Annotated in this window: 25 protein-coding genes; 15 read left to right on the top strand and 10 right to left on the bottom strand. The window is 63.4% G+C overall.

Translation table 11 applies throughout. The features are described from left to right. The first annotated feature begins 28 nt into the window (after positions 1-28). From GOACH_RS12400 to GOACH_RS12370, 7 genes are read left to right on the top strand one after another with little or no spacing between them, the layout of a single operon-like run. Positions 29-1195, top strand: a complete 1167-nt coding sequence (locus GOACH_RS12400) for an acyl-CoA dehydrogenase family protein (protein ID WP_005175047.1) — start codon at positions 29-31, stop codon at positions 1193-1195. Continuing rightward, the gene (locus tag GOACH_RS12395; RefSeq protein WP_005175046.1) at positions 1195-1992 is read left to right on the top strand and encodes an SDR family NAD(P)-dependent oxidoreductase; all 798 of its coding nucleotides are present in this window, start codon (positions 1195-1197) and stop codon (positions 1990-1992) included. The genes GOACH_RS12400 and GOACH_RS12395 overlap by 1 nt, the downstream gene beginning before the upstream one ends. Further along, entirely contained in the window at positions 1992-3194 is a 1203-nt protein-coding gene (locus GOACH_RS12390) for a thiolase family protein (protein ID WP_005175045.1), read from the top strand. The genes GOACH_RS12395 and GOACH_RS12390 overlap by 1 nt, the downstream gene beginning before the upstream one ends. Next, the gene (locus tag GOACH_RS12385; RefSeq protein ID WP_005175044.1) at positions 3195-4424 is read left to right on the top strand and encodes an acetyl-CoA hydrolase/transferase family protein; all 1230 of its coding nucleotides are present in this window, start codon (positions 3195-3197) and stop codon (positions 4422-4424) included. A gap of 32 nt (positions 4425-4456) precedes the next feature. Beyond that, positions 4457-5215 (top strand): SDR family NAD(P)-dependent oxidoreductase, encoded by a 759-nt coding sequence (locus tag GOACH_RS12380; RefSeq protein ID WP_005175043.1) that lies wholly within the window; start codon positions 4457-4459, stop codon positions 5213-5215. Next, a complete protein-coding gene (gene menB / locus GOACH_RS12375) occupies positions 5212-6072 on the top strand; it encodes a 1,4-dihydroxy-2-naphthoyl-CoA synthase (RefSeq protein ID WP_005175042.1) in 861 nt (286 codons plus the stop codon). The genes GOACH_RS12380 and menB overlap by 4 nt, the downstream gene beginning before the upstream one ends. Positions 6073-6096: 24 nt before the next feature. Next, positions 6097-7149, top strand: a complete 1053-nt coding sequence (locus GOACH_RS12370; RefSeq protein ID WP_005175041.1) for an LLM class flavin-dependent oxidoreductase — start codon at positions 6097-6099, stop codon at positions 7147-7149. Positions 7150-7180: 31 nt separating this feature from the next. Here GOACH_RS12370 and GOACH_RS12365 read toward each other — a convergent pair whose 3' ends face one another. Beyond that, complete coding sequence (locus GOACH_RS12365) at positions 7181-7945, bottom strand: FadR/GntR family transcriptional regulator (protein WP_005175039.1); 765 nt, start codon at positions 7943-7945, stop codon at positions 7181-7183. 177 nt (positions 7946-8122) lie between these two features. Between GOACH_RS12365 and GOACH_RS12360 the strand changes: the two genes are divergently transcribed. Genes GOACH_RS12360 through GOACH_RS12340 form a run of 5 tightly spaced genes read left to right on the top strand, consistent with a single transcriptional unit; the run spans position 8123 to position 12729 of the window. Continuing rightward, the gene (locus GOACH_RS12360) at positions 8123-8926 is read left to right on the top strand and encodes an enoyl-CoA hydratase/isomerase family protein (RefSeq protein WP_005175038.1); all 804 of its coding nucleotides are present in this window, start codon (positions 8123-8125) and stop codon (positions 8924-8926) included. A gap of 41 nt (positions 8927-8967) precedes the next feature. Then, positions 8968-9777 carry an enoyl-CoA hydratase/isomerase family protein gene (locus GOACH_RS12355; protein WP_005175036.1) on the top strand — a complete coding sequence of 270 codons (810 nt, stop codon included), beginning with the start codon at positions 8968-8970 and terminating at the stop codon, positions 9775-9777. Positions 9778-9810: 33 nt separating this feature from the next. Then, entirely contained in the window at positions 9811-10623 is an 813-nt protein-coding gene (locus tag GOACH_RS12350; protein WP_005175034.1) for an enoyl-CoA hydratase/isomerase family protein, read from the top strand. Positions 10624-10628: 5 nt separating this feature from the next. After that, positions 10629-11678: a phosphotransferase family protein gene (locus GOACH_RS12345; RefSeq protein WP_040518561.1), complete on the top strand. Its 1050-nt coding sequence runs from the start codon at positions 10629-10631 to the stop codon at positions 11676-11678. Positions 11679-11709: 31 nt separating this feature from the next. Beyond that, positions 11710-12729 carry an Rv3169 family protein gene (locus tag GOACH_RS12340; RefSeq protein WP_005175031.1) on the top strand — a complete coding sequence of 340 codons (1020 nt, stop codon included), beginning with the start codon at positions 11710-11712 and terminating at the stop codon, positions 12727-12729. 146 nt (positions 12730-12875) lie between these two features. Here GOACH_RS12340 and GOACH_RS12335 read toward each other — a convergent pair whose 3' ends face one another. The 6 genes from GOACH_RS12335 to GOACH_RS12310 all read right to left on the bottom strand — a co-directional run bounded on the left by GOACH_RS12335 (position 12876) and on the right by GOACH_RS12310 (position 19105). After that, a complete protein-coding gene (locus tag GOACH_RS12335; protein ID WP_005175029.1) occupies positions 12876-13769 on the bottom strand; it encodes an SDR family oxidoreductase in 894 nt (297 codons plus the stop codon). A gap of 39 nt (positions 13770-13808) precedes the next feature. Continuing rightward, positions 13809-14945: an acyl-CoA dehydrogenase family protein gene (locus GOACH_RS12330; RefSeq protein ID WP_005175028.1), complete on the bottom strand. Its 1137-nt coding sequence runs from the start codon at positions 14943-14945 to the stop codon at positions 13809-13811. A 1-nt stretch (position 14946) separates the two neighbouring features. Then, positions 14947-15741, bottom strand: a complete 795-nt coding sequence (locus GOACH_RS12325; protein WP_005175026.1) for an enoyl-CoA hydratase-related protein — start codon at positions 15739-15741, stop codon at positions 14947-14949. 199 nt (positions 15742-15940) lie between these two features. Beyond that, complete coding sequence (locus GOACH_RS12320) at positions 15941-17119, bottom strand: CoA transferase (RefSeq protein WP_040518507.1); 1179 nt, start codon at positions 17117-17119, stop codon at positions 15941-15943. An 11-nt stretch (positions 17120-17130) separates the two neighbouring features. Further along, on the bottom strand, positions 17131-17877 hold the full coding sequence (gene fabG / locus GOACH_RS12315; protein WP_005175022.1) for a 3-oxoacyl-ACP reductase FabG: 747 nt from the start codon (positions 17875-17877) through the stop codon (positions 17131-17133). A gap of 37 nt (positions 17878-17914) precedes the next feature. Further along, positions 17915-19105 (bottom strand): acyl-CoA dehydrogenase family protein, encoded by a 1191-nt coding sequence (locus GOACH_RS12310; protein ID WP_005175020.1) that lies wholly within the window; start codon positions 19103-19105, stop codon positions 17915-17917. A 142-nt stretch (positions 19106-19247) separates the two neighbouring features. Here GOACH_RS12310 and GOACH_RS12305 point away from each other — a divergent pair, with 142 nt between their 5' ends. Continuing rightward, positions 19248-19934, top strand: coding sequence for a GntR family transcriptional regulator (locus tag GOACH_RS12305; RefSeq protein ID WP_005175018.1), 687 nt, complete (start codon positions 19248-19250; stop codon positions 19932-19934). A 7-nt stretch (positions 19935-19941) separates the two neighbouring features. Here GOACH_RS12305 and GOACH_RS12300 read toward each other — a convergent pair whose 3' ends face one another. Continuing rightward, a complete protein-coding gene (locus GOACH_RS12300) occupies positions 19942-20841 on the bottom strand; it encodes an SMP-30/gluconolactonase/LRE family protein (protein ID WP_005175016.1) in 900 nt (299 codons plus the stop codon). Positions 20842-20960: 119 nt separating this feature from the next. Between GOACH_RS12300 and GOACH_RS12295 the strand changes: the two genes are divergently transcribed. Together GOACH_RS12295 and GOACH_RS12290 are read left to right on the top strand one after the other, a co-directional pair. Next, entirely contained in the window at positions 20961-21800 is an 840-nt protein-coding gene (locus GOACH_RS12295) for an SDR family NAD(P)-dependent oxidoreductase (RefSeq protein WP_005175014.1), read from the top strand. Between the two features lie 40 nt (positions 21801-21840). After that, on the top strand, positions 21841-22710 hold the full coding sequence (locus tag GOACH_RS12290) for an alpha/beta hydrolase (RefSeq protein WP_040518505.1): 870 nt from the start codon (positions 21841-21843) through the stop codon (positions 22708-22710). On the opposite strand, the gene GOACH_RS12285 is transcribed toward GOACH_RS12290, so the two are convergent. Next, a complete protein-coding gene (locus GOACH_RS12285) occupies positions 22691-23938 on the bottom strand; it encodes an SAM-dependent methyltransferase (protein WP_005175010.1) in 1248 nt (415 codons plus the stop codon). The two genes, GOACH_RS12290 and GOACH_RS12285, sit on opposite strands and share 20 nt — an antisense overlap. 100 nt (positions 23939-24038) lie before the next feature. Next, complete coding sequence (locus GOACH_RS12280; protein WP_005175008.1) at positions 24039-25463, bottom strand: aldehyde dehydrogenase family protein; 1425 nt, start codon at positions 25461-25463, stop codon at positions 24039-24041. Positions 25464-25489 lie beyond the last annotated feature (26 nt).

The following is a 25489-nucleotide window of genomic DNA, read 5'->3' as shown; positions in this document are numbered from 1 at the left end:
GTAAGGTCACGGACATGGGAGCAGCGACGTGGATTTCGAACTGACAGAGGATCAGGTCACGATTCGTGACGCCGTCGCCGAGTTGGCGGCGAAGTTCGACGATCAGTACTGGCAGGAGAAGGACGAGAAGCACGAGTTCCCTCGGGAGTTCTACGACGCCTTCGCCGAGGGTGGGTGGTTGGGCATCACGACACCCGAGGAGTACGGCGGTCACGGTTACGGCATCACCGAGGCGTCGATCATTCTCGAGGAAGTCGCGGCGTCCGGAGCAGGCATGAACGGCGCGAGTTCGATGCACCTGTCGATTTTCGGCATGCACCCGGTGATCGTTCACGGTAGCGAGGAACTCAAGAAGCGCACGCTCCCGCGCATCGTCAGTGGAGATCTGCACGTCTGTTTCGGGGTTACCGAACCGGGTGCTGGGCTCGACACGACGAAGATCACGACCTTTGCCAAGCGTGACGGCGACAAGTACGTCGTCAACGGACGTAAGGTCTGGATCTCCAAGGCGGTCGAGTCAGAGAAGGTTCTCCTCCTCACGCGTACGCAGAAGTTCGACGAATCGCCGCGCAAGACCGACGGCATGACGCTGTTTCTCACCGATCTCGATCGCAGCAAGGTCGACATCCGCCCGATCAAGAAGATGGGTCGCAACGCGGTCACCTCCAACGAGTTGTTCATCGATGGGCTCGAAATTCCTGTCGAGGACCGCGTGGGCGAGGAGGGGAAGGGTTTCACCTACATCCTCGACGGCCTCAATCCGGAACGGTGCCTGGTCGCAGCAGAGGCATTGGGTATCGGACGCGCCGCGATGCGTGCTGCCGTGCGTTACGGAAACGATCGTGAGGTCTTCGGACGCCAGATCGGCAAGAACCAGGGAATCCAGTTCCCCCTCGCCGATTCACTGGCACGTCTCGACGCAGCAGAGCTCATGCTCCGCAAGGCGACGTGGCTCTATGACAACGGAAAGCCATGTGGACGCGAAGCGAACACGGCCAAGTATCTGTGCGCAGACGCAGGATTCGATGCCGCCGACCGCGCACTGCAGACCCACGGCGGTATGGGGTACTCCGAGGAGTACAACGTCGCCCGCTACTTCCGCGAGGCTCGACTGACCAGAATCGCTCCGATCAGCCAGGAGATGATTCTCAACTACCTCGGCTCCCACGTCCTCGGCCTTCCAAGGAGTTACTGATGACAGACACACAGCTCAGCGAATCCGCCGGTCCCGTCGGGATCGAGGTATTCGGTCTCGACGGCCGCACGGCTCTGGTGACCGGTGGCGGTGGCGGTGTTGGCGCTGCCGTGGCCGAGGCATTCGCCGCCGCGGGCGCCACGGTGCTCGTCACCGACATCAACAAGGACGCGGCGTCCCAGGTGGCCGACCGGATCACCGCACGCGGGGGAGCGGCGGAGCCTTACGCCCTCGATGTGTGCGACGCAGAGAACGCACGTGACGCCGTTGCCGCAGCTGCGCGCCTCGGCGGCGGCACCCTGAATATCCTCGTCAACAATGCGGGCGTCATCAAGCCTGCGATGTTCCCCAAGATGGACGAGACGAAGTTCCGGACCGTCATCGACACCCACCTGATGGGTACCTATCACTGCAGTCATGCTGCACTGGACCATCTCCCCGACGACGGTACGGGGCGGATCATCAACGTCACCTCCGCAGCGGGTCTCACCGGAACCATCGGTCAGGCGAACTACGGTGCAGCGAAGGCGGCCATCGTGGGGTTCACCAAGTCGCTGGCGCGGGAACTCGCACGCCAGTCCGTGACAGCGAACGCCGTAGCTCCGCTGGCGGCGACCGCGATGACGGAGAACATTCGTAGCAATGAAAAGCTGGCTGCCAAGACGTTGGCACGAATTCCATTGGGGCGCTGGGCGTATCCTGCCGAGATCGCACCGACCTTTGTGTTCCTCGCCTCTGATGCGGCAGCCTACATTACCGGGCAGGTACTCCCTGTCGACGGTGGGACGGTGATCTGATGACAGAACAACGAGTGTCCGGGCCCTTCACCCAGGCGGGACGAGAGGTCGTGATCGCCGAGGCGGTACGCACACCGATCGGCCGATCGCATCCCGAGAAGGGGTGGTTCAGGGACATCCATCCCAACGCCATGCTCGCCGCGTGTTACGAGGACTTGATCGCTCGCAGCGGACTCGACCCCGCTGTCGTCGAAGACCTCATCATCGGGTGTACGGCGCCGTTCGGCGAGCAGTCTCGCAACATCGGCCGAAATGCGTGGTTGCAGGCGGGATATCCTCCTGAGGTCCCAGCCACCACGCTCGACCGTCGGTGCGGATCGGCGCAAACCGCAGTCAATTTCGCTGCGGCACTGGTCTCGTCCGGCGTGCACGACATCGTGATCGCCGGGGGCGTCGAGCACATGGGCCACGTTCCCATGAACTCGCCCGCCAAGATCAGTGAACTCTACGGTGAACCCTGGCCGCCGGAGCTGCGTGCTCGCTACGATTTCGTCACCCAGGGCGAGAGCGCGGAACTGATCGCCGACCGCTGGAACATATCTCGCACGCAAATGGACGAGTTCGCTGTTCGGTCGCATGCATTGGCGACGGCGGCGATCGAGAACGGGCGCTTCGTCGACGAGATGGTTCGCATGGAACTCGACGGTGAGGTGCGGACCGGGGACCAGGCGGTGCGTCCGGGAACGTCGTTGGAGACCCTCAGCGCGCTGAAGACCGTGTTCCGGCCCGAGGACGGTCGCATCACGGCTGGTAGTTCGAGTCCGATCTGCGACAGTGCCGCAGCAGTCTTGTTGTGCACCCGAGAGGTGGCCGAGCGGCAGGGGCTCCGTATTCGGGCCAGGATTGTCGACCAGACGACTGTCGGCGTTGACCCCATCATCATGCTCACCGGTCCGATTCCGGCCACCCACAGGTTGCTGGAGCGGAATCGGCTGACAGTCAATGATATTGATCTCTTCGAGGTCAACGAGGCCTTCAGTTCCGTGGTTCTCGCCTGGCAGCAGGAGCTCAAACCGGACGAGGATCGGGTCAACGTCAACGGCGGTGCCATTGCGCTGGGCCACGCGGTAGGTGCCACCGGCGCCCGGTTGGTTGCGACCATCCTCGCTGAGATGGAGCGTCGTGACAGCAATCTCGGACTGGTCACGATGTGTTGCGGTGGTGGTTTGGGCACCGGCACCCTCATCGAACGGGTCGACTAGATGATCGACTTCGATCGGTTGCTCACACCCGGCATGGGTGTCTGGTGGAGCCAGGCCGCAGCCGAACCACGGCCGCTGGTCGACCAGTTGATGGCTCAGGCCTCATCATCGGGGCCGCTGCGGCTGTTCACCGGACTCAGCTGGAACGATCAGCTGGCCCAGGCGATCTCGCCCGGGGATGTCATGGTGTCCTATGGCGGATTGGGGGCGCTTCGGGCGCTAGGTGACACAGACCAACTCGAAGTCGTTCCCTGTCATTACTCTGCACTGCCGCGCATGTTCGCCGAGCATCGTCTTCCGTGTGACGCCGGCCTGTTGCAGGTGTCGCCGCCGGACCGCGATGGAATGTGCTCATTGGGTATCGGCGTCGACTATATGGCTGACGCGCTCGAGCACACGTCGATGCTGTTCGCCGAGATCAACAGGCAGATGCCAGCGGTACCGGGATCGCCTCGAATCCCGGTGAGTCGGTTCACCGCGACCGTCGAGACCGACCGTCCCTTACAAGAAGAGGCGACACGAGCTCCCGGCGACCTGGATCGGATGATTGCCGGCCATATCGCCGAGTTGATCGACGATGGCGACACCATCCAGGTTGGTATCGGCTCGATGGGGGCCGCGGTCCTCGACGCACTGTCGGGGCACCGGGACCTCGGTGTGCATTCCGGCATGGTTACCGACGGTGTTCTGCGACTGATCGACAAGGGAGTCGTCACCGGTAGTCGCAAGCAGGTCGACGTCGGGCTCGCGGTCGCCGGCACCGCACTCGGCTCTGCGGATCTCTACAACCGCGTCTGTGATCTTCCCTTCCTGTTCCGGCCCACCAGTTACACCCATGCCCCGCAGGTACTCTCACAGCTGAGTTCTTTGGTCGCGGTGAACTTCGCGATCGAGGTCGATCTCACCGGCCAGGTCGGAGCCGAGGTCAGCCGCGGCGCTTACCTAGGTGCTGTTGGTGGCCAGGTTGATTTCGCGAGATCGGCAGCGCTGACCGGAAAACGGTCGATCATCGCGTTGCGATCCACGATGCGCGGGAGGTCGTCCATCAAGTTCGGCCTCGATGAGGGAGTGGTCACCACTGCGCGCGCCGACGTCGACTGTGTGGTCACCGAACACGGAATCGCCCATCTTCGTGGACAGCCGCTCGCCGAACGGCGTCGGCGGCTGATCAACATCGCGGCTCCCGAATTCCGCGACGAACTCGCGGGTGCGGTTCGCTCCGCATCCTGACATCGCAAACATCATCGAAAGGATTGAGACACATGAGTAATCGAGTCGCGCTGGTCACCGGTGGAGCACAGGGGATCGGTGAGGGCATCTCGCGAAAACTCGGCGATGCCGGCTTCCGCGTAGCGGTCGCCGACCTGAATCTGGAAGTGGCGCAGCAGACCGCGAAGGAGATCGTGGCCGCAGGCGGAGAAGCGATCGCCGTGCCGATCGATGTCACCGACACCGAATCAGTGAAAGCCGCAGTGGCCAAGATCGAGTCCGATCTCGGTCCGGTCGAGGTCGCCGTGAACAATGCCGGCTGGGATGACTTCATGAAGTTTCTCGACACCACCGAGGACTTCTGGAACAAGATCCTCGACATCAACTTCAAGGGTGCGCTACGCGTCAATCACACCGTCGTCCCCGGGATGATCGAGCGGGGTTTCGGCCGTGTCGTCAACATCGGATCGGATGCGGGGCGCGTCGGTTCGTCGCTCGAGGCCGTGTATTCGGGCGCCAAGGGCGGCATCATCGCGTTCACGAAGACCCTCGCCCGTGAGGTGGCAACCAAGGGTGTCACGGTCAACACCGTGTGCCCCGGTCCCACCGATACTCCAGCGCTGCGCAAGTTCGCGAACAACTCCGGGCAGGACGCCGACAAGGTACTCGGCGGCATGACCCGCGCTGTGCCGATGAAGCGACTCGCAGCGCCATCTGACATCGCTGCTGCAGTGGCATTCTTCGCCTCCGACGAGACGGGCTATATCACCGGACAGACGCTCTCGGTCAGCGGTGGACTGACCATGGCATGAGTTCCGGCCACTCGAGCGGGTCCGGAGTGGTGGAGTGGTCGACGGTCCGTCGTTACGACGACGTCGACTACTCCCGCACCGACGACGGTATCGCGAAGATCACCATCTGCCGGCCCGAGGTGCACAATGCCTTTCGGCCACAGACCCTCATGGAGATCTCTGACGCATTGACGGCTGCCCGTGAGGATCCCTCTATCGGTGTGATCATCTTGACCGGTGAGGGAGAGAAAGCCTTCTGTTCCGGTGGTGATCAACGTGTGCGAGGCGATACCGGCTATCTCACCGAGCCGGACGATCCCCGCGCAGTGGGACGATTCCATGTCACGGATCTGCAGGTGCAGATCCGTCGCCTGCCGAAACCTGTTGTCGCCATGGTGGCCGGATACGCCATCGGTGGCGGACACGTGCTGCAGATAGTGTGCGACCTGACGATCGCGGCCGACAATGCGCGCCTCGGTCAGGTCGGGCCGCGTGTCGGCTCGTTCGACGGAGGCTTCGGTGCCGGGCTGCTGGCAGATATCGTCGGCCAGCGTAAAGCCAAGGAGATCTGGTTTCTGTGTCGTCAGTACACCGCTGAACAAGCGTTGGAGATGGGCTTGGTCAACACAGTGGTGCCGCTGGCGCAGCTGGAGTCCGAAACGGTCGGTTGGTGCCGAGAGATGCTTGCCCTGTCACCGATGGCCCTTCGTCTGATGAAGGCGAGTTTCCATGCCGCAGAAGACGGTTTGGCCGGCATTCAGCAACTCGCGCACGATACGAACCTGCTCTTCTACTCCACTGACGAGGCCAAGGAGGGACGCGAGGCATTCAAGGCCAAGCGGCAGCCGGACTTCGGCAAGTTCCCGCGCCGGTCGTGACGTATGAGTGAAAGGACCAGAGAGATGACGACATTCGGGGTCAATGCATTCGGCGTCGGAACCGGCCGGGAGCGGTTCACCACCATGGTCGACCTGGCGCGCGAGGCCGAGGAGATCGGATGCACAGCCGTATGGACGAGTGAGCTGTACAGTCGCTCGGCGACGGTTCCCATGGCGATGCTTGCTGCTGGAACCGACGCGATATCGATCGGAACCAACATCGCGTACGGTGTGGGCCGCAGCCCTCTGATGTGGGCAGCAGAAGCCCGCGATCTCGACGAATTATCCGGCGGCCGAATTATTCTCGGACTCGGGAACGGCACGCCGAAGATGATGGAGGCCTGGCACGGGGTCAGCGGGGAGGCGCCGGCTGCCCGTATGGCGGAACTCGTGACCGTGCTCAAGCAGCTTTGGCGTCTGCACGAGGGGCCGGTCGACCACGACGGACGGTTCTATCAGATCCATATCCGGCCGACCTCCGATGTTCCCGAGCCGGTGCGGCCAGAGATCCCGATCTGGGTTGCGGGCGTCAACAAGCTGATGTTGCGCACTGCAGGGCAGCATGCCGATGGGCTCGTCGGCCACCCCATGTACACGGCCGACTATGTCCGCGGCCCGGTCGCCGAGGAATTGTCGAAAGGCGCCGGGCTCGCTGGACGTCACCCATCCGACATCACGATCATGGGGATCCGTATGTGCGGTATCGACGACGACATCGACAAGGCTCGCCGCCAGGTGGCGTTCGCCATAGGGCAATACGCCGCATCGCGGGTCTACGACAGACTATTCGAACTGCACGGATGGAGTGCTGACCAGCAGCGTATTCGGGCGGCGGCGCGTGAGCGCGACACCGCTGGTGTCATCGCCGCCGTCACCGATGACATGATCGACACGATCGGAATCGCGTGTACGCCTGCGGACTTTCCGGATGCACTGGCTGCCATTCCTGAGGGATTCGACCATCTCGATCTGATCGCCCCACCCTGGGGTTTGACGGATACAGAGACCCGCGCCACCAACCGCCATATCCTCGCAGGCCTCCGGCAGTACCTCGGCGCGCCGTCGTTGGTTGATTGAGGTCGCACCCGGGCCCAGCGCTGCAGGGGCCTTACGCGTCGCGTAACTCGATCTCGGTACGCTGTTCGACCTGCACGACGGCTTCGGCGTAGCCGTGCACATGCTTTGTCATACGCCTTGTGGCCGCTGCACTGTCACCTGAGCGGATCGCGTCGGTGATGGTTTTGTGTGCCTTGAATGTCGTCTTGCGCACGTCGTCGTCGACGAAGGCCTTGTTCTCTGTCGAGCTGTAAATGGCGTTCGACAGGGCGGTCATGAAGCCGGTCAGCAGTTCGTTGTGGCTGGCAACTGCAACTCCGATGTGCCACTCCACGTTGGCCCTCAGGAATCCCTCGAGCGGTGCCTGAAGATCTCCGATGGTGCTGTTCGCCGCTTCGAGCGCCGCGATATCGTCGTCGTTGCGATACTTTGCCGCGAGCCCGGCGCAGGCAGGCTCGATCGCCTCGCGGGTCTCCAGGAGGTCAGTCAGGCGTAGCTGCTGTCCGCGGATCAGCAGGTTGACAGAGGTCGCGACGGAGTCGCCACCCGGTTGCTGGACGAAGGCGCCGCCGGACCGACCTGTCTTGATCACCACAAGCCCCTGTACTTCGAGGATTCGCAACGCCTCGCGTACGGTGGTTCGGCTCATACGGGTCTGCGTGACCAATTCGCGTTCGGGTGGGAGTGCGGTGCCCGCGGGGAATTCACCACGAAGAATGCGCTCACGCAGATCATTGGCGAGCACATCCGACGCTTTCGGTACCTGCATCGGCTGCAATTGAACCGGGTGTCGTGCGACCGCGCTCGACTCGGACATGAACAACCTGCTTTCCGTATTTATGGTCGTACCGAATTTACCAGCAGTTCGACGTTGCATGCGACCTGTGCTGTGGCGCGTCGGTGCGGACATTTGGTCGTACCAAAATAATGGTTGACTTGAAATAGGGGGTGTCGTTACGTTCGAGGGAACAGTGGGCGTGTCAGGCGCGGCAGGATGAGCGGACGTGAGGACGGTATGGCAGATCAGGCGCAAGATGTGGTGACCTCGACGACGGTGTCGCCAGGGATCAGTGAGGTCACCCTGGAGCGGTCTCCTGCCAACGCACTCGGTATTCCGCTCCTGGATGGACTGCACTCGGCGATGGATGCCGCTGAGAAAGCGGGCGATGTGAAGGTCATGGTGATCAGGTCGGCGATCCCAGGGTTTTTTGCCGCTGGTGCCGACATCAAGCACCTCTCATCCATCGATGCGGCAAGCTTCACTGCCTACGGCGACAAGATGCGTGAGGTGAACGACAGGCTTGCTGCTTCCCCCTGGATCTCGGTTGCGGCCGTCGATGGTGTGGCGCTCGGTGGCGGGCTCGAACTGGCCATGGCCTGCACACTGCGTGTGGCGGGGCCCAATGGCCGTTTCGGTCTACCAGAGGTGAAACTCGGTTTGATTCCGGGTGCGGGCGGAACGCAACGTCTTCCGCGTCTCGTTGGCCGTGGGCGTGCGCTCGACATCATGCTGACCGCGCGGCAGGTATCCGCGGACGAGGCCTATCGCATCGGCCTCGTTGATCGGCTCACCGACGGTGACGTGACAGTGGCGGCGCGTGAACTCGCGGATCAGCTCATCGGGCCCTCGCTACCTGCGCAGTTGGCGGTGGTGCGGACCGTCGATGCTGCGTTCGACTCTCCTCTCGCCGAGGGATCGCGGGTCGAGGTTGAGCAGATCCAGCAACTTTTCGAGGACGGAGAGGCGGCCGAAGGCATCCGAGCCTTCGTCGACAAGCGTAAGCCCGAGTTCCGCTGATGCTCGAGGTCACCCCTGCCGCTCTACTGAGGAGTTCGTGAATGAAGGCACTAGACCGACAGATGGAGACCCTGCTTGCCGAAGAGGTCAAGCCGGGGATCGTTGTGGTCACCCTGAACCGTCCAGACCGATACAACGCGATGACCAATGCCATGTTTGTCGAGCTCGAGCAGCTCGCCTGGGACCTCGGCGCCGAGGACGACCTACGAGTCGTCATTCTGACCGGCGCAGGCAAGGCGTTCTGTTCGGGGTACGACCTCGCCGATGCTGACGAACTGCCCAATCTCGGCGCGTTGGGCATGCTCGATCAGCAGGAACGCGCGGCTCGTGCGCTTGCGGCGATCAGATCGGTGCGAGTGCCTGTCATCGCGGCCGTCAACGGTGCCGCTGCAGGCGGGGGATTCTCTCTCTCGTTGGCAGCAGACATCCGGATCGGCGGCCCTGCAGCCAAATTCAACGCAGCCTTCGTGCGCATCGGGCTGTCCGCGGGAGACCTCGGAACGTCGTGGCTGCTGACTCGTTTGATCGGACCCGCCAAGACGAGCGAGATCTGTTTCACCGGTCGGATCGTCGAAGCTTCAGAAGCAGAGGAGCTCGGGCTCGTCAACTGGGTGGCCGACGACGATCCTGTCGCTGACGCACTGGCACTCGCCGAGCAGATCGTCGCGAACTCACCTGGTGGGGTTCAACTTTCAAAGCGGGCTCTGCAGGCGAATCTCGAAGTCGGTTCGTACGCCGCGGCTCTCGAACTCGAGAATCGCGGTCAGGCGTTGCTAACCCGCAGCACGGATATGCCCGAAGCTCTGGCCGCGTTCAAGGAAAAGCGCCCGCCGGTCTTCCAGGGCAACTGACCGACGTCCATTCATCGAGCCAGGTAGGCGCACGTGACCATTGACTTTCCTTCCCTGAACACCCTTACCTTCACCGAGCCCGAATCCGGCATCGGCGTGCTTCAGATGAATCGTCCCGACCGTATGAATTCGCAGACGGTCGAGATGTTCCATGAGTATCTCGTCGCGGGTCGCGCTCTGCGTGACAGCGGCTTACGCGCGCTCATCGTCACCGGGAGTGGTGAGCGTTCTTTCTGTGCGGGCTTCGACCTGGACGAGATCTCGGTCATCACCGAGATGGGTGTGCGGGAGTTCCTCAAGTTCCAGGAAACCGCGACGGGCGGTATCCAATCGATCCGCCACCTTCCGTTCCCGGTGATCGCCGCCATCCACGGGCCGGCAACCGGAGGCGGGTTCGCCCTCGCGCTCGCCGCCGACATCCGGCTGGCGGCCCCCACTGCCAAACTCAGCGCCGCCTTCGTGAAGGTCGGCCTATCGATCGGCGAACTGGGCACGTCCTTCAATCTGGCACGACTCGTCGGTCCCGCCCGTGCTGCCGAGATCGCTTTCACCGCGCGAATAGTGAAGGCTGACGAGGCGTTGCGTATCGGCCTGGTCAATCATGTGGTCCCCTCGGAGCAACTACTCGACGAGGCGATGGCCATGGCCCGGCTCATCGCGCAGAATTCCCCCGGCGGCGTCCGCATGTCCAAGCGGGCGATCCAGCGGAACGCCGAAATAGGTTCTTACGAAGCGGCACTCGAACTCGAGAACCGCGGTCAAGCACTGCTCACTCGCACAGCTGACATGCCCGAGGCACTTGCTGCATTCAAAGAGAAGCGCGCGCCGCAGTTCACAGGTCGGTGACCGCGATGACCGACGACACGACGGGCTGGGACTGGAGCGATTCCGACCTCCACCGGCTGCGTGGGTTTCTCACCGAGCACCGCATCATGAGCGGTGACATCACCACGCGGCGGATCGGCGACGGGCATTCCAACCTCACATACCTCGTCACAAACGGGACCGAGTCCGTCGTTGTCCGGCGGCCACCGCCGCCCCCGATTCCGCCGGGCGCCAACGACATGCTGCGGGAGGCGCGCATCATGTCAGCGTTGTCCGACACCGCAGTACCCGTACCGAAGGTACTGGCCGTCGCCGATAATCGTGATGTGCTGGACGTGCCGATGTACGTGATGTCGTTTGCGTCCGGACCGGTGGTGACGACGAGAACCCCATCGCCGCTGAACACCCCGACGCAACGCAGGGCGGTGGGCGACAGCCTGATAGACACCCTTGCGGCGCTACATGCTGTCGATTGGCGGGCGGCAGGCCTCGCAGATCTCGGGCGCCCCGAGGGGTTCAACGCCCGACACGTTGCGCGCATGAGGCGTCTCATTGCCGACGAGAATGGCTCTGCGCCAGAAGAATTCGCAGACGTCGATGAATGGCTGCTCAGCAATACGCCGGCAGAATCCGACGCAACACTGGTGCATTGCGATTACCGGATCGGAAACGTCGTACTCGAACCCGATCATCCAGGGCGTGTTGCCGCGGTACTGGATTGGGAGCTCGCGACATTGGGCGACCCGCTGCTCGACATAGGGTACTTTCTCGCCACGGTGCCCGAGTCCGGCCACGACCCCAACCCGACGGCGGCGCTGGGTACGGCGATGCTCGAAGAGGGATATCCGAGTCGCGACGAGTTGATGGACCGGTACGCCCGGCGCAGCGGCCGAGACCTCGGCAATCTGTCCTGGTATACCACCCTCGCGCTGTGGAAGCTCGCGGTGCTCTACGAGTACAGCCGGAGACGACTCGTCGACGGAATCGGTGACCCGTACTACGCCGACCCCGGGTTGGTGACGAGCTTCTTGGCCGATGCACGTCGCAGTGCGGGCCTTGTCGACGCCGGCGTCTGAACCCGAACCCGCACAGACACAAGGAGATCCGATGACAGCCGGTACCACCACATTCCACGATCGACTCGTGGGTCCCGACGTATCCGACCTGCCTGCCGGGTTCTTCGATCGCTGCATGTTCAATCTGCACCCGCAGCAGGCGACCGAACCGTCGATCATCATGGGCTTCGGGTTCTATCCGCCCAACGACGCCGTTGACGGCTATGTCCTGCTCAGTGACAAGCACGAGCAACGCAATCTACGCTACGCGAGCGTACTGAGCGCCACCGAGCGCGACGGGGCAGGACCTTTTCGATTCGAGCTCCTCGAGCCGAACGCGGCATGGCGGCTCGTGCTCGGGCCCAACGACATCGGCGTTGAATTCGATGTGACCTGGCGGGCCCAGACGCCACCGTGGTTCGGTACCGTAAGCGTCACCAACGACACGTCGACGCCCACCTCGTTCGATCATCTGTTCCAGTCCGGATACTACGACGGCACGCTGTCCATTGACGGCGTCGACCGATCCGTCGACGGGTGGTGCGGGCAACGGGACCGATCGCGAGGGGTCCGCACGATGTCCGGTGGTCAGGGATTGCACATCTGGTTCCAAGCGCAGTTCTCGGACTATTCGGTAGGGTTCCTGCTGGTCGAAACACGTGATCACCGGCGCATGCTTCTCAAGGGCGCCGTGATGCACGCAAACGGACTCGTCGACGACGTCACCGATGTGCGGCACAACCTCACGTTCGATGCACATCGCGATCTGGTCGAGGGCGTTGTCGAGGTCGATACCGACTCCGGCCGGACGTATCCGATATTCGCTGATGCCAGCGCCCGTGGCGGCTACATGGCAGGCGCCGGGTACGGCGGGCATCACGGAGCCCAGAAGAGCGTTGATCACATCGAAGTGGACCGTTTTCCACTCGACGGGTCGGTCAATCCGAGCACGCTCGATTCGGCGCTCACCGATCGTCTGTGTTCGTACACGTGCAATGGCGAACAAGGCGTCGGTATTTTCGAGCTCGCGCAGACCCGCAGCAGGTCGTACGAATACACGGCGTCGATGTGATGGGCATGCCGACGAAGGCCGCAGTTCACTGATAGCGGCCTGTCCTCGGCGATCGTGGCCATGCCCGTGTAGGTGACCCCCGCGAAGATGGAGCCGGATCCTCGAGCAGGATGCGGCCCCATCTTCGCGTGCGTCGGTAGGTGAGTTCAGACGCTCCGCTGCGCCTTACTCGATTCGGACGCAGCCTTGCTGGTCTCCTTGATCTGCTGCCAGTCGGCGTCCGACAGACTTGTCAGGCCAGCGAAAGTGCCTGGGCCCGCCAGCATTTGGCCACCATCCATCGCGATGCACTGTCCGGTCAGGTAATCGCATGCGTCCGAGAGGAGGAACATCGTGAGGTTGGCCAATTCTTCGATTGTTCCGGCTCTGCCTGCGGGGATCGAGTCGGTTTGAGTGGCTCCGACCGAACTCTTGTCGGTGGGATTGAGCATCTCCCAGGCGTAATCGGTGGGAATAGGACCTGGAGCAACCGCATTGACGCGGATGTTGTGCTTGGCCCATTCGACGGCGAGAGACATTGTCATCGAATGAACAGCTGCTTTCGCCATCGCCGAAGGCACGACGAAAGCCGACCCCGTCCACACCCATGTGGTCAGAGTGGACAGTACGCTCCCCGGTAGCTCGTCGGCGATCCACCGCTTGCCTGCGGCGTGGGTTGTGTGGAATGAACCGTTCATCACAGTGCTGGTGATCGCAGAGAACGCCCGGGGGCTCAGGTCCTTGGTCTGCGCGATGAAGTTGGCTGCAGCATTGTTGAGCACACCGGTCAGCGGTCCGTGCTCGGACCAGATCGCGCCCATGGTGGCGTCGACGTTCTCGTAGTCACGTACATCGACGGTGTGATAATGCACCGAACCCGGATGTGGTTCGGAAGCCTCGGCTGCGGCCTCGGCGAGCACGGCTTCTCGACGGCCCCACAAGTGGACCTCGGCCCCGTGCTCGACGAGTTGCCGTGCAACTCCACGGCCCAGACCGGTACCGCCACCTGTGATAAGAATGCGTTTGCCCGCCAACAGCTTTGGCGAGAAGATCTCGTTCATTGAGTTACCTCGTTCTCGGGTCTACCGTGGTTTCTGTATTCACAGGCCCATGTTCTTCGCGATGATTTCGCGTTGGATCTCGTTGGTGCCGCCGTAGATCGGCGGTGCGAGGGCCCGGCGTACCTGGCCTTCCATGCCGTATTCACGGGCATAGCCGTAACCGCCCATCATCTGCATTGCCTCCAGCGCTGTGTTCTTGGCGATCTCGGTGCACCGCATCTTTGCCATCGAACTCTCCATGGAGAGCGCCTCTTCGAGACCGGCGTCGATCTTGGCGGCGACGTCGTAGACGAAGAGGCGAGCCATCTCGATGTCGGTGGCGAGGTCGGCCATCCGATGACGCAATGCCTGGAACGACGAGATCGGTTGCCCGAACTGTTCGCGATCCTTGGCGTACGCCACGACGTCGTCGAGTGCACGGCGCGCCGCACCGATACTCATGGCGGCGATGATCATTCGTTCGATGGCCAGGCCGCGCATGAGCTGCTTCCACGCGTTGCACGGTGTTCCGACGACCGCTGACGTGGGCACCTCGACGTCGGTGAAGAACACATCATTGCAGGTGCGGGGTTCCATCGTCTCGATGCCGCGGATGGTCAGTCCGGGTGCCGAGGTGGGAACCATCAGTAGGGTCATACCCTGATGCTTGGTGCCGCCGGACTCCTCGCGGGCCAGCACCAGGATGTGTTCGGCCACATGTGCAGCGGAGATCCAGGTCTTCTGGCCGTTGATGAGGTATCGGTCGCCCTCGCGGCGGGCGGTCACCCGCAGTCCGGCCAGATCCGAGCCTGCCCCTGGTTCACTCAGGGCGATGGCCTCCAAACGGCCGGCGGTGAGGTTGGTGACGACGGTCTTCTTCTGCTCGTCTGTGCCCCAACGTAGATACGTCTGCGCCGCAGTCAGACCCGTCGAGTACGCGGTGATCGGCGCCAGTCCACGGGCCGACTCTTCCAAGAAGATGCACTCGTCGACGAATCCCGCGCCACCGCCACCGAACTGTTCCGGCAGTGATACGCCCAGCCACCCATGGGACGCCATGTCGGACAACACCGTCGGACTGTTGGCCAGCGTGCCGCCCTCGGTGAGTGCGTCACGTTGCGCCAGCGTCGCGCGCTCGCGACGGCAGTAGTCGGACACTGCCGTCGCGAACTCACGTTGCTCTGGGGAGAACTGCAACTCACTTGCCTCGATAGGGAGTGAAGTCAGGCTTCCGCTTCTCGTTGAACGCGGTAATGCCCTCACGGGCCTCTGGGGTTTCGCCGAAGATCTCGAGTGTCGAGTACGCCATCTGGCCGACGCTGACGAAATGTTCGGTGTCGGTGTTGAGTGACTGCTTGAGTACCTTGAGCGCGGTGGGGGAGAAGTCGAGCATCTGATCCGCCCATGCCCGCACCTCGTTGCGCAGCTCGGCGGCTGGCACCACCTTGTTGACAAGACCCCAGTCCAGGGCTTCCTCGGCCGAGAGGCGACGCAGCATAAACCAGATCTCGCGTGCTCGCTTCTCGCCGACGACACGCGCCAAGTAGCCCGACCCGAGGCCCGCGTCGAACGAGCCGACGCGGGGGCCGTTCTGGCCGAACTGCGCAGTGTCGGCAGCAATGGTGAGATCGCACAGTACGTGCAGGACGTGTCCTCCGCCGATCGCCAATCCGTTGACCGCAGCGATCACCGGCTTGGGGTTGTCGCGGATGACTCGGTGCAGGGATTCGACTTCGAAGAGTCCGCTCTGCGAGGGGCCGTAGTCGCCGGTCTCCATGCGCTGCTTCTGATCTCCGCCGGCGCAGAAGGCCTTGTCGCCGGCGCCGGTCAGGCAGACGACACCCACCTCGGAGCTGGCCCACGCCATCTTGAAGGCGAGGATGAGTTCGTCGACCGTCTGTGCGCGGAACGCGTTGTAACGTTCCGGACGATTGATGGTGATCCATGCCAGCCCGTTGTCGACCTCGTAGGTGATGTCGCCGAATTCGGTCATGAGACGTCTGTGTCCTCTCGTCAAGTAGTGCCGTGCACGTCAGCCGGGTTTATGGACTGACCATTTGCAACACAGTACCGTTCACCCTTCTGTCGAGCAATACTGTGATCTCGATTCACGTAGATGACGATGCGGGTCCAGGGGGAGCGTGCAGTGGGGCCGATCGGTGACGGATGGTGGTGTGGCGCCTGAACGGGGTTCAGTCCGCTTCGATGCCCGATGTATCAGTGACCGGCGTGTGCGCGCCCAGTTGTGGCGCAGGGCCGACGAAGTACTGTTGGCCGTCGAATGTCGCGGGCAGCGCAGCGGCGAGGTAGCGCCCGATGCCCGGTTGGTCTACCTCGGCGAAGAGCGGATTGGTCTTGAGTGAACCGGAAGCCACCACCTCGTCGAAAGTGCGGTATCTCCCGGCGAGCACCGACGACGCGGCGAGGGCGGCAGACACGTCACTGGTCGAGTGTTCGGAGAACCACTTTCTGAACAACGCATTCAGCACGCTGCGATGAGCGAAGCGGTCGGCTTCGAGGGAGAAATCGACGTCGAGCGCTCGCTCGAGAGAGCCGATCACGTCGCCTGTGTCGGTGAGCTGTACGAGATCGCGGAAGTGTCGAGGCGTCAGTGCAACGATCATGAATTGATCGCCGTCGGCGGTCGCGACGTCGGTGCCATAGGTTCCGTAGACGTCGTTGCCGGTTGCTTCGCGCGACCGTGAATTCACCTGTGGTTCGGTGAGATAGCCGAGGGTACTGGCGATCGACAGCGCAGTGTCTTCGAGAGGCAATCGGATGCGGCTGCCCGCTCCTGTGCATTCGCGACGTCGCACGGCCGCGGTGATCGCCACTGCCGCGTACAGCCCGCAGATCACATCCCACGCCGGCAGAACGTGATTGACGGGTCCGTCGTGGTTGATGGGTCCGGTGAGCCGAGGGAAGCCGAGCTCGGCATTCACTGTGTAGTCGACGGCAGGGGAGCCGTCCGAACCGCCGAGGAGTTCCAACGTGATCACGTCGGAACGACTCTGTTGCAGCACTTCGTGACTCATCCACTTCCGCCCGCCCGAGTTGGTGACGAGAATGCCGCCGCCTGGGCCGGATTCGGTGATGAGTCGGGTGACCAGTGACTGACCCTCGTCGGATCGGAGATCAGCGGTGACCGACCTCTTGCCCTTGTTGAGTCCCGTCCAATAGATCGAGGTGCTGCCGTCATCGGTCAGCGGCCAGCGGTTGACGTCCGCCGCACCGCCGACCGGATCGACACGGATCACCTCGGCGCCCAGCTGAGCGAGAGTGAGCCCGCACAACGGCGAGGCGACAAAACTCGAGATCTCGACCACGCGTACACCGTCGAGTGGTCGAGGGGCGTCAGACCCGGTAGGCATATCCGCGGTTGTCACATGAATCGCCCGCCGGTGACCTCCATGACCGTCCCTGTCATGTACGACGACAGATTGCTGGCGAGAAACAGTGCGACGGTGGCGACTTCGCTGACCTCGCCCGCACGGCCCATGGGAATCTCGGCCATCTTCTGATCCCAGGCCTTCTGTGGCATGGCCTCGGTCATAGCCGAGCGGATCAGGCCGGGTTGGATGGCGTTCACCCGAACACCGTGGTGCGCCATCTCTTTCGCAGCTGCTTTCGTCATGCCGACGATGCCTGCCTTGGCTGCCGAGTAGTTGGTCTGTCCGACCATGCCCACCTTGCCCGACAGCGACGACAGATTTACGATCGCGCCGGACTTGCGTTCACGCATGATGGCCGCTGCCTTGCGCGTACCGTTCCAGGTTCCCTTCAGGTGCACACTGATGACCTGGTCGAACTGCTCCTCGGTCATGTTCCGCATCGTCGCATCCCTGGTGATACCCGCGTTGTTCACCATCACATCCACGGGACCGAATGCGTCTGCGGCAGCGGCGAGTAACGCGTCGACGTCATCGCTGACGGTGACGTCGCACCGCACCCCGATGGCGCGATCGGCGCCGCCGAGTTCGACGGCAGCCTTCTGTGCGGCATCCGCGTTGACATCGCCGATGACGACGCGAGCACCCTCATCGATGAAGAGTTGGGCAATGGCGAAGCCGATTCCCTGGGCGGCGCCGGTGATCACGGCGGTCTGGTTGTGCAGGAGTGGTCCTGGCATGGGCGTGGAATTCTCTCTCGATCGGGGAAGTTGAGTATCAGCTGTGTGTCGATGCGGAGCGGATGAGGTTGCCGCCGATGATGAGTCGTTGGATCTCGCTGGTGCCCTCGTAGAGACGCAGCAACCGCACATCACGGTAGATGCGCTCGACGGGCACCTCGCGCATATAACCTGTGCCGCCGTGGATCTGTACGGCGAGATCGGCGACCTTACCGACCATCTCTGTGCAGAAGAGTTTCGCCGCGGAGGGTGCAATGCGACGGTCTTCGCCAGAGACGTATTTGGCCGCAGCATCGCGCACCAACGCTCGTCCGGCCATCACTCCCGTTTGCTGGTCGGCGAGCATAGCCTGCACCAATTGGAAAGAGCCGATGGCCTTTCCGCCCTGGGTGGCATTGGCTGCGTAGGCCACCGATTCGTCGAGCGCGCGCTGTGCCTGTCCGACCGACAGGGCAGCGATGTGGACGCGGCCGCGCGCCAACGAGGTCATGGCAGCCTTGTAGCCCTTCTCCTCGTCGCCCCCGACGAGTGCGGACACCGGGATGCGCACGCAGTCGAACGTGACGTCTGCGGTCCAGGCACCCTCTTGGCCCATTTTGGAATCCTTCGCGCCGACCTCGACACCTGGAGTGTCGGCGGGAACGAGGAATACTGCGATGCCCGTGCCCGATTCGTCTGCAGGACGGGTGCGCGCGAAGACGACGAAGAGGTCGGCGATCGGAGCGTTGGTGATGAAGCGCTTCTGTCCGTCGATGACCCACTCGTCACCGTCGAGGACCGCCTTCGTGCGCAGTCCCGCCGGGTTGGATCCCGCGCCGGGCTCGGTGAGCGCAAAGGACGCGACGACGTCGCCCGACGCTATGCCTGCAAGCCACTGCTTCTTCTGATCGTCGGTGCCGAAGTTGACGAGAACCTGACCGGCGATCCCGTTGTTGGTGCCGAACATCGACCGGAGAGCGAGGCTCGTGTATCCGAATTCCATCGCGAGTTCGACGTCCTGGGCCAGGTCGAGTCCGAGTCCGCCCCACTCCTGAGGGATGGCGTATCCGAAGAGACCCATCTCGGCTGCTTGCGCGCGTAGGTCGGAGGGGATCCCGTTGGCCTGCATGATCTCGGCCTCGCGAGGAACCACCTTGGTTCGGATGAACTCGTGCACCAGTGCGCGGATCTGGGAGAAATCGTCGGCGTCGACGGCCGGTCTGTGCTGTTGTGCTGATGCAGCAGTCATGATCGAAAAATATCAAAAAAGAGGCGATCTCGCCAGAGGGTGCGGCATTCATGCAGGAAATCGGGTGCGTTCAGCTCACTCGGTGGTATCGGATGATATTAAGGCGACCGCATGTTTTATATCTGCGCGCTAAGATCGACGCGTGACTGTCAATCCGCAGGAGAAGGTCGAGACGGGGTCGGATGCCGTGTCGTCGGTACGCAAGGAATCAGCAGCACGTGAGATTCGCAGTCTCGTGTTCGCAGGCGAACTTCGGCCGGGTTCTAAGGTCGACCAGGATGCGTTGGCCGAGAAGCTGGGAATGAGCAAACTGCCCGTCCGCGAGGCACTCATCGCGCTCGCGGGGGAGGGCATCATCGAGACCATTCCGCGGCGCGGGGCATTTGTTGCGGACCTGGCTCGCGAGGACATTCGCGACCACTACTGGATGCTCGGTGTGATCTCCGGCCTCGCCGCAGAGCGCGCAGCAGCCAATCTGTCCGACGCCGACTTCGCGGCGCTCGACGATCTGGCTGAGCAGATGGAGGGTACCGACGACCTAGTGGAGATGGAGCGCTTGAACGCTGCTTTTCACCGCATGATCAACAAGGCGTCGAGGTCGCGTCGTCTCATCGCGGAGTTGCGACTGCTCAGCCGCGCGATTCCGCCCAACTTCTTCGACTCCCACCCCGACGCGGTCGCGTCATCGCTGCGTGACCACCGCGAGATCCTCGACGCGCTACGAGATCGCTCGCCGGGCATGGTCCGCACACTCATAGAAGGACACTTCCTCCGTGGCGGACACCGCGCCGTCGAGCTTCTCGAAGAAGCGGGTTTCTGGCGGGAGTGACTGTGGCTCAGGGGCGTCCGGCGTGACCCACCGCGACCGGAATTGCGCGGATCGTCGCTTCGCGTGCTGCTGAACGGGCGTGCTCATCGAAGTCGGGCGCGCAACTGATGAACAAGGTGTTACCGGCAGTTCCTCCGAGCATGCAGGCGTATGCCCCTGTGCCGACCGCGATCTCGTCGACGATCTCTCCGCCCTCCCGTACTCGGATGACACGATTGCCAACAGCGTCGGCAACCCAGAGGCACCCCTGTGCGTCGAGCCCGCAGCCGTCTGGGGCGACGACGGACATGCCCAGAGCGTCGGCAAGTGAGGGAGACGACGGCTGGTCACCGAAACGTGCCCAGTCCCGACGCTCTCCGAGTGAACCGTCAGCACCAATCGTGAACGCGCTGATGCGATTTCCGAAAGTCTCGTCGACGATCAGCGTCGTTCCATCCGGCGTCACCACGCTGCCGTTCGGAAAGTGCAGGCCCGACGCGACGGACGTTACGGTGCCGTCGGCGTCGATGCGGAGCAGTGACGCGGTGTCGAGGTCGGCGCCTGCCATGAGGTCGAAACCGAAGTTGCCCAGCCAGGCGCGACCCTTATCGTCGACGACCATGTCGTTCGGATGGCCGGTGACGTGCTCGCTGACGTCGGCGTGCACGACGACCGATCCGTCGTCTTCGACCCGAAGTATTGCGCGGTCCTTCATCGACACGACGAGCAGCCTGCCGTCGGGGAGCCATCCCAATCCGGACGGTTGCGCGGGAACCTCGAGTTCTGCGCGGAGGTCGGAGCCGTCTTCTGCCACCGAGTAGACGGCGTGTGTGTAGAAGTCGACGAACCACAGTCGGCCGTCGTGCCATCGCGGGCATTCTGTGAACGACATGTCGGAGACGACCGTGCGCAGCTGTGGTGTGCTCATGATCGGAGTGTATGAACCCCGGACCGACGACGTCGTCCACTCCGCATAATCGGCAGCAACGTGTAGACCTGAGTGCAGGTGTTCACGCCGCAGGGGCGGCGACCGACGAGGGGTGTTCTGTGGCAGACAAGCGAACGATCGTGATCACGGGCGCGAGTGACGGGATCGGTGCGGTCGCGGCGCGAGAACTCGCGGGCGACGACGTCGACCTGATCGTGGTCGGTAGGTCGCGCGAGAAGACAGAGGCCGTGGCCGCACAGACGGGTGCGACGTGGTTCGCCGCTGACTACGCGCGGTTCGACGACGTCCGGAAGCTGGCAGACGAGATCGCGCGCCACACGGGATCGGTAGACGTTCTCCTGAACAACGCGGGCGGGACCTTCTCGCCATCGCAGCGCACCGCCGACGGCCACGAACCGAACTTTCAAATCAACCACCTCTCCGGTTTTCTGCTCACCACGTTGTTGAAGGATCGGCTGTCCGCTGACGGCGGCGCGTTGGTGGTCAACACGTCGAGCTTCGGGAACCTCGCAGGCAGTGTCGATCTCACCGACCTCGACTACAACCGCAGACGACCTTTCGAACTGCGCTGCTACGGAACCAGCAAACTGGAGAACATCATGTTCACCCGCGGGATTGCCGAGCGGTGGAGCGATGACGGGATTGTCTCCGCCGCAGTACATCCCGGAGTTGTCGCCTCCAGTTTCGGCAGAGACTCGGCTTTCATCGGGCTGTTCTATCGCACGCCGCTGAAGCGTGTCGGCACGATCACCCCGGAGCAGGGTGCGCAACCTCTCGTCGCGCTGGCCCGGCGCGGCGCCGACCCGGCGATCAACGGCGTCTACTTCAACCGGCTCAAGCCCAACGGGCTACAGAACAAACAGGCTCGACGCCGCGACCTCGTCGACGGCCTGTGGGCAGCGTCGGAGAAGCTCGTCGGGGAGGCCGGAGCCCGCTGAAAGCAACCTGTGACGGACCGAGTAGGCAATAATGGCCCCCATGGCTGACAGCGCGGACGGCACACCCGACGTCACAACCGAGGAACGTACCTTCTCGGGCAAGCACGGTGAGCAGATCTTCTATACGACGCTCACTCCCTCAGATCCGCGGGCACTCGTCGTGATCGCTCACGGACTCGGCGAGCACGGCGGGCGCTACGCACACGTTGCTGCAACGTTCACCGACGCGGGGTTCGCCGTCGCGATCCCTGATCATCTCGGACACGGTAAGTCCGGCGGAAAACGCCTGCGTATCAAGTCGTTCAAGCAGTTCAGCGACGATCTCCACACCGTCATCACGCAGACCGCAATCGACGGATTGCCCACCTATCTGCTCGGGCACAGCATGGGCGGGTGCATCGCGCTCGACTACGCGCTCGACCATCAGGACATGCTCGACGGACTCATCCTCTCGGGCGCCGCAGTGATGCCCGGTGATGACATGCCCGGGCCGGTCATCGCGGTCTCGCAGGTCCTCGGCAAGATCGCCCCGTGGCTGCCGACCATCGCGTTGGATTCGACCGCGGTGTCGCGTGATCCCGCTGTCGTGGAGGCGTATCAGACCGATCCGATGGTCACGCGTGCGCGGATTCCCGCACGGCTCGGCGCGGAGATGCTCTCGACCATGCAGAGTTTCCCCGGCCGGGTCGGCTCGCTGCACATCCCCCTGCTGGTGATGCACGGCTCAGCCGATCGACTGACCAATCCCGCAGGCAGCGAGATGGTCGAACGGCTCGCGGGTTCCGAGGACAAGACCCTCGTCATCTTCGACGACCTCTATCACGAGATCTTCAACGAGCCGGAACAGGAGAAGGTGCTCGACACGACGGCTCGTTGGCTCGACGCACACGTCACGCAGGCCCGGAACTGACCGGCCGCGTCGCGGTGATCTGCTCGACGCCCATGCGTCCCTCGCGGAACGCCATTCGTCCTCCGACGAGGTAGAGCCGCCACACCCGAGCCATCTCGTCGCCGACCAACTCGACAGCGCGCGCCCAGTTCTTCTCGAACGTGTCGTACCAGACGTCGACGGTGCGCACATAGTGCTCGGCCATCTCCTCGACGTCGTCGACACGCAGTCCTGCATCGGTCAGGTACTGCACAGTGCGTTCCACCGGGCGCATGTACATGTCGGGCGCGATGAACGACTCGATGAACGGACCACCACCGGGATGATTGCCCTCGGGCCGTGACATCTGCTGGATGCATACCCGGCCGCCGGGAATCACCTTGTCGTGCAACACCTGTGCATAGGTCGCGTAGTTTTGCTCGCCGACGTGCTCACCCATCTCCAGGGAGGCGACCGCGTCGAACGGGCGATCGGGGATCTCGCGGTAGTCCTGCACCCGGATCTCCACGCGATCGGCCAAGCCCTGCTGCGCGATCCGCTCGTCGATGAACGCCTTCTGTTCGCGCGAGATGGTCACCCCGACCACGTTGGCGTCGAAATGCTCTGCCGCATACAACGATAGCGATCCCCAGCCACAGCCGACGTCCAGGAATCGTTGTCCCGGTCGGGAGTCGAGGCCGACCTTTCGGCAGACGCGGTCGAGCTTGTCGGCCTGGGCATCGGCGAGCGTGTAATCGGGGGCGTCGGAGGTCCAGTAGGCGCTCGAATATGCCATGTGGTCGTCGAGGATGAGCTCGTAGAACTCGTTCGACAGATCATAGTGATGACTGATCGCGGCACGGTCGCGGGCGCGGGAGTGCAGGCGTCCGCGCACCCGTGCCTGTGTCGCGGGGGGCGCCTTCGGCATGCCCAGGAGTCGATACCGCAATGCGAGGCGCGCGGCGTCGAGAAGCACACGCGGCGAGGGCCGGATCCCCGACAGCCCACGCTCGCGGGCGACGCTCCATACGTGGCTGAGCGCCTCGTCGAGGTCGTCGAGCACGTCGAGCTCGCCCGTGACATACGCCTGAGCTGCTCCGAGTTCGCCCGGGTGCCACACCATCCGGCGTAGTGCGTCTGCGCTGTAAACGGCGACGTGCGGCGCGGCGTCGGGGCCGGCGACGCTGCCGTCCCACGCTGTCACATGGACGGGGATCTCACCGCCGATGTGGTGTTCGATCACGTCGGCGATGTCACGAGCAATGGTCATCGGGGCTCCTTGCCGGTCGACCTTGTGCGTCTGTCACCGAGTCTTCGGTGGGCACACCGTATTCGGATGGGCCGGTTGCCCACCCGAACGCGGTGTCGGTTCAGGCGTCGTAGCCGAGCAGCGATTTCACCTCGAGGAACTCGTCGAAGGCGTAGTCGCTCCACTCACGGCCGTTGCCGCTGTGCTTGTAGCCGCCGAACGGGGCGGAGGGGTCGAGTTGCGCACCGTTGAGCGAGATCGAGCCCGCCCGGATGCGTTCGCCGATTCGACGCACCTCGTCGAGATCCTTGCCCGACACATAGCCCGCGAGCCCGTACTCGGTGTCGTTGGCGATCGCGAGCGCCTCGTCGATGTCGTCGTAGCCGATGATGACCAGTACAGGCCCGAACACCTCGGTACGCGCGATCTCCATGTCGTTGGTGACGCCGGAGAACACGGTCGGGCGCACGTAATAGCCGGTCGGCAGGCCGTCGGGCCTGCCCGGACCTCCGATGACCGGGGTGGCGCCGTCGCCGATGGCTCGTTCGATGAGTCCCTGGATCTTTTCGAACTGCGGCTCGGAGACGACGGGGCCAAGGCGTACTTTGCCCGTCGGATCGCCCACCGTGAGTGAGGGTTCGACCGACTTGACGGCTTCGATCGCATCGTCGAGACGCGAGTTGGGCACGAGCATGCGCGTGGGTGCGTTGCACGACTGCCCCGAGTTGGTCATCATCGTCGCGACCCCTCCGGCGACATTTTTCGCGAGGTCGTCGTCGTCGAGGATGATGTTGGGACTCTTGCCGCCGAGTTCCTGTGCCACTCGCTTGACCGTGGGTGCTGCGGTGCGCGCAACCTCGATGCCCGCGCGGGTGCTGCCGGTGAACGAGATCATGTCGATGTCGGGGTGGGCGGCCAGCGCCGACCCGACGCCGGGGCCGTCGCCGTTGACGAGATTGAACACTCCCGCGGGAACGCCTGCGGCATCGAAGATCTCGGCGACGATCGCTGCCGAGAACGGTGCGACCTCGGACGGCTTGAGCACCATCGTGCAGCCGGTCGCCAGCGCCGGTGCAACCTTGCACATCACCTGATTGAGCGGCCAGTTCCAGGGCGTGATGAAACCGCAGACACCGATGGGCTCCTTGACGATCCGCGAGGCGCGACGGTCCTCGACGAAGCTGTACTCGGGCAGTGCCGCCGCCGCGGTCATCAGGTGACCGAGTCCGATCGGAACCTGCGCGGCACGCGCGAGTCCTGCCGGTGCGCCCATCTCCTCGGTGACGGCTTCGGCGAGGTCGTCGGTGCGCTTCTGGTACTCGGCGATGATGGCGTTGAGTACCGCAACCCTGTCGTCGACGGAGCTGCGGCCCCACGTCGCGAAGGCGCGACGCGCCGCGCTCACCGCGGCGTCGACGTCGGCTGCCGTGCCGAGTGCCACGTGGCCGGCGGCCTTCTCCGTGGCCGGGTTGATCACGTCGACGAGGTTGAGTTCAGTGGGTTCCACCCACTGACCGTCGACATAGAACCTGGTGATCTCGCGCATCGCTTCTCCTCCGGTCATGCTGTGTG

The organism is Gordonia aichiensis NBRC 108223, assembly GCF_000332975.1.
Taxonomy (GTDB): domain Bacteria; phylum Actinomycetota; class Actinomycetes; order Mycobacteriales; family Mycobacteriaceae; genus Gordonia; species Gordonia aichiensis.
Note: the sequence above shows the minus strand (reverse complement) of the source record. Positions and strands in the feature narration are given on the sequence as shown.